Raw genomic sequence first — 5,935 nt, forward strand, 5'->3', positions numbered from 1 at the left:
TGCGTTCGGGATAAGATAAACGGTTGAGACATATAGAACCCGTTGAAATTCAGTAATCTGTCCCTTCCCCCGCTCCTGCGGGGGAAGGTCAGGATGGGGGCGGCCGGCCTAAAGTGGCCTGTAAATCAACCACCCGCCCTAACCCTCCCCCCGTTAAAGACGGGGTAGGGGATAGGTTGCTGAAATATAAAGTATTACTCAAGTCGCTTATCCCGAATTCGCGTAAACTAAAACCCGTCAAAATACCCCAACACCGTTTGCGGCAGCCATTCGATGTTCAGACGGCCTTTATTGCGGCCGACGAAGCCGACGTGTCCGCCGTGGGGCGGTTGCAGCAGGGTGACGGACGGTGGAACTTCGTCCGGCGCGGGCAGGGCTTCGGGCGGGAGGAACGGGTCGTTTACGGCGTTGAGCAGCAGCAGCGGCGCGGCAACGTCTTTTAAAAATGGTTTGCACGATGATCGGCGGTAGTAGTCGTGGCGGTCGGCGAAGCCGTGCAGCGGCGCGGTAAACAAATCATCGAAATCCCCCAGCGTTTTGCATTGCGAAAGGGGCGAGGCCGTCTGAAAGCGGCTGAAGGAGCGGGCTTTGGGCACCAGTGATCTGAGAAAGTAGCGCGTGTAGAGCAGCCGCGTCATCCCTCGGTCAAAGCGCGTACCCGCCGCAGCCAGATCCACCGGAGCGGAAACGGCGGCGGCGGCTTTGATGGGCGCGGCCAGATTCAGACGGCCTTGTTCGCCTAAATATTTTGCCAAGGCATTGCCGCCCAGCGATACGCCCACGGCGTAGATTTTCGGATAACGCGCGGCGAGCGTGTCGAGCATGAATCCGATTTCGCGCGTGTCGCCCGAGTGGTAAAACACGGGCGCGGTGTTGGCGACGCCGCCGCAGCCGCGGAAATGCGCCACCACGCCGTGCCAGCCTTTGCGCTGCACGGCTTTCATCATTTCGATGGCGTAATGGCTGCGGCTGCTGCCTTCCAAACCGTGAAACATCACCAGCAGCGGCGCGTCGGGGTCGGGGCTGTCGATGAAGTCGTAGGCGGTTTGCGTTTCGCCGGTGCTGTCGGGCAGCAGTTCGCGGCGGTAGGCGGGCGGCTTGTCTTGCAGCAGTTTGGCAAACAGGGTGTCGGCATGTCCGTTGCGCAGCCAAAAAGGTGTGTCGGGTGCGGTTGTATTCATTTGTGCAGGTGTATAGTCGGAGAAATTAAATTCTGATACAAGGCGGCTTCGCTGCCTTGTCCCATTCTGTGTTATTCGACTATATATTTCCGGAAGAAGCAATAATACACGGCGGTAACGGTGGCGCAGCCGTTAATCCAGCCGACCAATACGTCGGTGGGGTAGTGTACGCCCAAATAAACGCGCGAGAAGCCCATCAGCAGGGCGAATATACAGCCTGCGGCGAGGACTTTCCGGCGTTGGTGCGGACGGCACATGAAAAATGCCATGGCCGCCAGCGCGGCGGCAAACGTGCTGTGCCCGCTGGGAAACGAAGTGTTGCTTTCCGCGATGATGTGCGGCCACAAATCCGGGCGCGGTCGGTCGAATACGGCTTTGGCGGCCAGCATGACCGCCGTCGGCAGGGCGGTGCTGAGAATCAGAAACACGGCGTAGCCCGTGCGCCGGTGGAAATGCAGCCAAGCCGCGGCCAGCGTAATCAGCGGTACGGCCAGCGAAGTTTTGCCGACGTAGTGCATGAATACGGCGACGGGCAGAAACCATGCGCCGACATGGTGGTGTATCCACAACATCAGCGGCGTTTCAAACGCAAATCCCTGCTGCGCCCACACGCGGGTGGCAATCACGCCGACGAGGGAAAAAGCGGTGATGATGGCGGCAGATAATGCCAGCAAACGCGGCAAAGGCGGCAGATAAGCGCGTGAAGGAAGCATGGGCGGGTTGGTTCTCCGAGGGGCTGATGGAATATCAACAGACCCTAACAATTGATAAGCGTTTTTTCAGACGGCAGTATTACTGAAAAAGAGTGATAAATAATTGCGTTAGTGTTTGATAATTATTGCTTTTTTCTAAGTGGAAAAACGGGTAAAGCGAAATGAAAACCGCCGGGGATGTTGCTATGCTGTTCGTGAAGACAGGACAACAGGCAGCCGCCGGAGACGGATTTTCAGACGGCTTGCTGCTTGGTCTCATTCTGATGAAACGATTATAGAAGGAGCATGGCTATGCCGGTTTTTTTCTTAAACATCATTATGCTGGTCGGTTTCGCGTCTTTGGCGGCTTTGGGCGCGCTGTGGTGGACGGCGCGCGATTGGTAGGCGCGGCGCGTCAGGCGCAGGCGGCGTTCAGGTTGCGGAACCAGCGGCTGAATGCGGCGCGGTTGGTGCGGAAGTCTTCGGTTTGCACGGGCGCTTCGGCTTCGGCGTTGACGCTCTGCACGCGCATCAGCAGGATTTCGTCGGCGTGGGGCGTGCCCGCGGCGGCGTAGTTCACCAGATACAGCGTGGCCTGCAAATCCTGCGCGATGCGGTAGAGCGCCTCGAATTTGCGGCGGTTTTTATGGAAATAGCGGTTGGGGTGCGAGGTGTAGGGCGTGACCGTTTGCGATTCGTGGCAGCGCAGGTATTCGAAAATAATGTAGCCCTTTTGCGGGTGGTATTGGATGCGGTCGAAATTGACGGCGTAAGTCGGGTCGCCGCAGAGCATTTCCTGCGCGAACTCAAAGCCGCTGCTGTCGTCGCTGCCCAATGCTTTGCTGGGGGCGTATGCACTCATGGCCTTTCCTTGCGGTATCGGTATGTCGGCGAACTATAACGCAATACGGCGGTTATGGATAGTGCGCGGCAAACGGGTGCTCTGTATGCGGCACAAACCGTACCATCCGAAAAAAGGCCGTCTGAAAACGCAGGTTTTCAGACGGCCTTTCGGCTATGCGGCGCTTACCAGATATCCGATTTGATTTTGCGCTTCAGACCGGGATGTTCCGACAGTTTGAACTCGGGGTCTTTGCCCATTTTCAGCTTGGCGGTGTAGTCTTTCAGCAGCAGGAAAACCAGCGGGGAGAGCAGCAGAATGGCAATCAGGTTGATCCACGCCATGGTGCCCATCGCCATATCGGCCATGTCCCAGACCAGCGGCACGCTCTGCACCGCGCCGAAATACACCATGCCCAATACCGCCATGCGGAACAAGGCCATAATCAGCCAGTGGCTCTTAATAAAGCGCACGTTGGATTCCGCGTAGGCATAGTTGCCGATGATGGTGGTGAAGGCAAACATAAACAGAATCACCGCCAGGAAATCCGCGCCCCAGTTGCCGACGTGGCTCACAATCGCCGCTTGGGTGAGCTGCGCGCCGCTCAAATCGCCGGTCGGTACGTCCGACATCAACACGATAAACGCGGTGCACGAGCAGACGATGATGGTATCGACAAATACGCCCAGCATCTGAATCATGCCTTGCGATACGGGGTGTTTCACTTCCGCCGCCGCCGCCGCATTCGGCGCCGAGCCTTGGCCGGCCTCATTAGAATACAGGCCGCGCTTGATGCCCATCATCATGGTTTGCGAAATCAGGCCGCCGAGCAGGCCGCCGCCGGCTGCGTCGAATTTAAACGCCGTGCCGAAAATCAGCGCAAACACCTGCGGCACCATGCTCAAGTTGGTGAAGATGATATACAGCGCCATCAGCAGATACAGCAGCGCCATCAGCGGCACAATCATTTCCGCCAGCTTGGCCACGCGGCGGATGCCGCCGAAAATAATCGGCGCGGTCAGAATCACCAGCGCCACGCCGGTTGCGTGTTTGTCCCAGCCCCAGGCCGTTTCCGCCGCCGCCACGATGGTATTGGCCTGTACCGCTTCATACACCAGGCCGAAACAGAAAATCAGGCTCAACGCAAACAGCGTGCCCAGCCAGCGCTGACCCAAGCCCTGCGTGATGTAATAAGCCGGGCCGCCGCGGAAATGGTGGTTGTCGTGGTCGCGGATTTTAAACAGCTGCGCCAGCGAAGATTCGGCAAAAGCCGAGCTCATGCCGATAATCGCCACCAGCCACATCCAAAACACCGCGCCCGGGCCGCCCACGCTGATGGCAATCGCCACGCCCGCGATATTGCCCACGCCCACGCGGCTGGCCAGGCCGGTCACAAAAGCCTGAAACGGCGTAATGCCGTGCGGGTCGTCTCCCTGTTTGCGCCCGCCGAGCATGGCTTTGATGCTTTGGCCAAATAGGCGGAACTGTACAAATCCGGTCGCCAGCGTGAAAAACAGGCCGGTGCCCAGCAACAAGAAAATCAGCAAATCCCACATCGGGCCGTTGATGGCATTGACCCAGGAATGCAAGGTTTCGGTCATACATACCTCTCAGTGTTCCGCGCAGGCGGCCGGGCCGTCTGAAAAGCGGACTGTAAATGGAAAGAAACGGATTTTAACAGATTGCCTACATTCTTGTAAAAATTTACCCGGATTGATTTTGTTGTATATCAAATACTTGCCTGTTCAGCGCTTGCCGCGCCGCATGCAAACACAGCCGTCTGAAAAAAGCCGCGCCTTCTGCTACAATCCTTTTTATTTTTCAGACGGCCTGCACCATGCCCGAAACAACGCTGATCTGGTTCCGCCGCAACCTGCGCCTTGCCGACAACGCCGCGCTCGCCGCCGCCCTGCAGCGCGGCCTGCCCGTGGCCGGCGTTTGGCTGCAAGAGCCGTCTGAAACCGTCAACACGCGCCAAGCCCGTTTCCTGTATCAATCCGCCGCCGAGCTGCACCAAAAGCTGGCTGAGCGGGGCATCCCCCTGTATGCCGCTGCGGGCAGGGCGGAAGACGACATTCCGCGTCTGGCCGCAGCAACGGGCGCCACGGCAGTTGTGGCCGACGAAGCCTATACGCCGTCTGAAATCCTGGCCGACAACCATCTCTGGCGCATACTCGACGCGCAGCACATCCCCTTTATCCGCATCAACGACCGCACCGTATTTGCCAAGTCCGACATCGCCGACACTTACGGTGGACAAAATCCCGATTTCCAAAGCTACCGCCGCGCCTGGCTGGCCGCGTACACAGCGCGTTTTTCATCAGCAAAGCCGTCTGAAAAACCGCCTGTCATAGCCGGCCATATTCAGACGGCCTTCAACAGCCTGCCGCCGTTTCCTGAAGCGGGCGACGACCTGCCCGCCCTAGCTCAGACAGGCGGCGAAGCAGCCGCAGAAAAACAGTGGACGCAGTTTGCCCCGGAAGCCGCGCTTTACCCGCTGCTGAAAGACTTCCCCGCCCGAAAAGGCAGCAGCCGGCTCAGCGCCTATTTGGCCGCAGGCTGCATTTCCCCCCGCGTACTGGCCGCGTGGGCATGGCAACACGGGCATCACGCATGGCTGGAAACCTTAATCAAGCGCGATTTCTATTATCAACAAGCATTCCGTTTACAGGAAAACGGCGCAAACGCAGCGGACACCGCCGCTTTTCAGACGGCCGATGCCGATTACCTGCAACGCTGGCAGAGCGGGCAGACAGGCTTTCCCTTGATAGACGCCGCCATGCGCGTCCTGGCGCAGAGCGGAAACCTGCCGCCCGCCTTGCGCGACATGACCGCCCGCTTCTGGTGCACCGCGCTCGCACAGCCGTGGCAGGCAGGCGCAGCATGGTTTGCCGCGCAACTGACCGATTACGACCCCGCCGTCAATGTCGGCAACTGGCAGACCGCCGCCGCCGATACGCGCCCGTTTTCCCCTGTATTGCAGTCCCGCAGGCTCGACCCCGACGGCATGTTCATCCGCCGCCATGTGCCCGAAATCGCCCATTTGCCGCAAGAGCTCGTGCATACGCCGCACTTGGCGGGCGCGAATGCGGAAACAAACGGCTATCCGGCTCCGCTGCTCCCGCTCTGATTCCGCCGCTTTATCCTGCTTCAGGCCGCCTGAATATTTCAGACGGCTTTTTATATGGTTAAACGGCTAAGAAACTGTAACGCGTAGGGCA

5 protein-coding genes are annotated in these 5,935 nt (G+C 58.8%); 1 reads left to right on the forward strand and 4 read right to left on the reverse strand.

What is annotated here, in order from left to right; translation table 11 throughout:
- Positions 1–227 precede the first annotated feature (227 nt).
- The 4 genes from BDE01S_RS07590 to BDE01S_RS07605 form a co-directional block, all read right to left on the reverse strand.
- Positions 228–1,181 carry a YheT family hydrolase gene (locus BDE01S_RS07590; RefSeq protein ID WP_066079648.1) on the reverse strand — a complete coding sequence of 318 codons (954 nt, stop codon included), beginning with the start codon at positions 1,179–1,181 and terminating at the stop codon, positions 228–230.
- A 71-nt stretch (positions 1,182–1,252) separates the two neighbouring features.
- The gene (locus tag BDE01S_RS07595) at positions 1,253–1,894 is read right to left on the reverse strand and encodes a phosphatase PAP2 family protein (protein WP_245934318.1); all 642 of its coding nucleotides are present in this window, start codon (positions 1,892–1,894) and stop codon (positions 1,253–1,255) included.
- 394 nt (positions 1,895–2,288) lie between these two features.
- Positions 2,289–2,735, reverse strand: coding sequence for a hypothetical protein (locus tag BDE01S_RS07600; protein WP_066079651.1), 447 nt, complete (start codon positions 2,733–2,735; stop codon positions 2,289–2,291).
- Positions 2,736–2,899: 164 nt separating this feature from the next.
- Positions 2,900–4,315: an alanine/glycine:cation symporter family protein gene (locus BDE01S_RS07605; protein WP_066079654.1), complete on the reverse strand. Its 1,416-nt coding sequence runs from the start codon at positions 4,313–4,315 to the stop codon at positions 2,900–2,902.
- A 236-nt stretch (positions 4,316–4,551) separates the two neighbouring features.
- Between BDE01S_RS07605 and BDE01S_RS07610 the strand changes: the two genes are divergently transcribed.
- The gene (locus BDE01S_RS07610) at positions 4,552–5,844 is read left to right on the forward strand and encodes an FAD-binding domain-containing protein (protein ID WP_066079657.1); all 1,293 of its coding nucleotides are present in this window, start codon (positions 4,552–4,554) and stop codon (positions 5,842–5,844) included.
- The last annotated feature ends 91 nt before the right edge of the window (positions 5,845–5,935 follow it).

The organism is Bergeriella denitrificans NBRC 102155 (assembly GCF_001592185.1).
GTDB classification, from domain to species: Bacteria; Pseudomonadota; Gammaproteobacteria; order Burkholderiales; family Neisseriaceae; genus Neisseria; species Neisseria denitrificans.

Coding starts and splice junctions, on each gene's coding strand:
- BDE01S_RS07610 (WP_066079657.1), top strand. CDS start 4,552: ATGCCCGAAACAACGCTGATCTGGTTCCGCCGCAACCTGCGCCTTGCC.
- BDE01S_RS07600 (WP_066079651.1), bottom strand. CDS start 2,735: ATGAGTGCATACGCCCCCAGCAAAGCATTGGGCAGCGACGACAGCAGC.
- BDE01S_RS07605 (WP_066079654.1), bottom strand. CDS start 4,315: ATGACCGAAACCTTGCATTCCTGGGTCAATGCCATCAACGGCCCGATG.
- BDE01S_RS07590 (WP_066079648.1), bottom strand. CDS start 1,181: ATGAATACAACCGCACCCGACACACCTTTTTGGCTGCGCAACGGACAT.
- BDE01S_RS07595 (WP_245934318.1), bottom strand. CDS start 1,894: ATGCTTCCTTCACGCGCTTATCTGCCGCCTTTGCCGCGTTTGCTGGCA.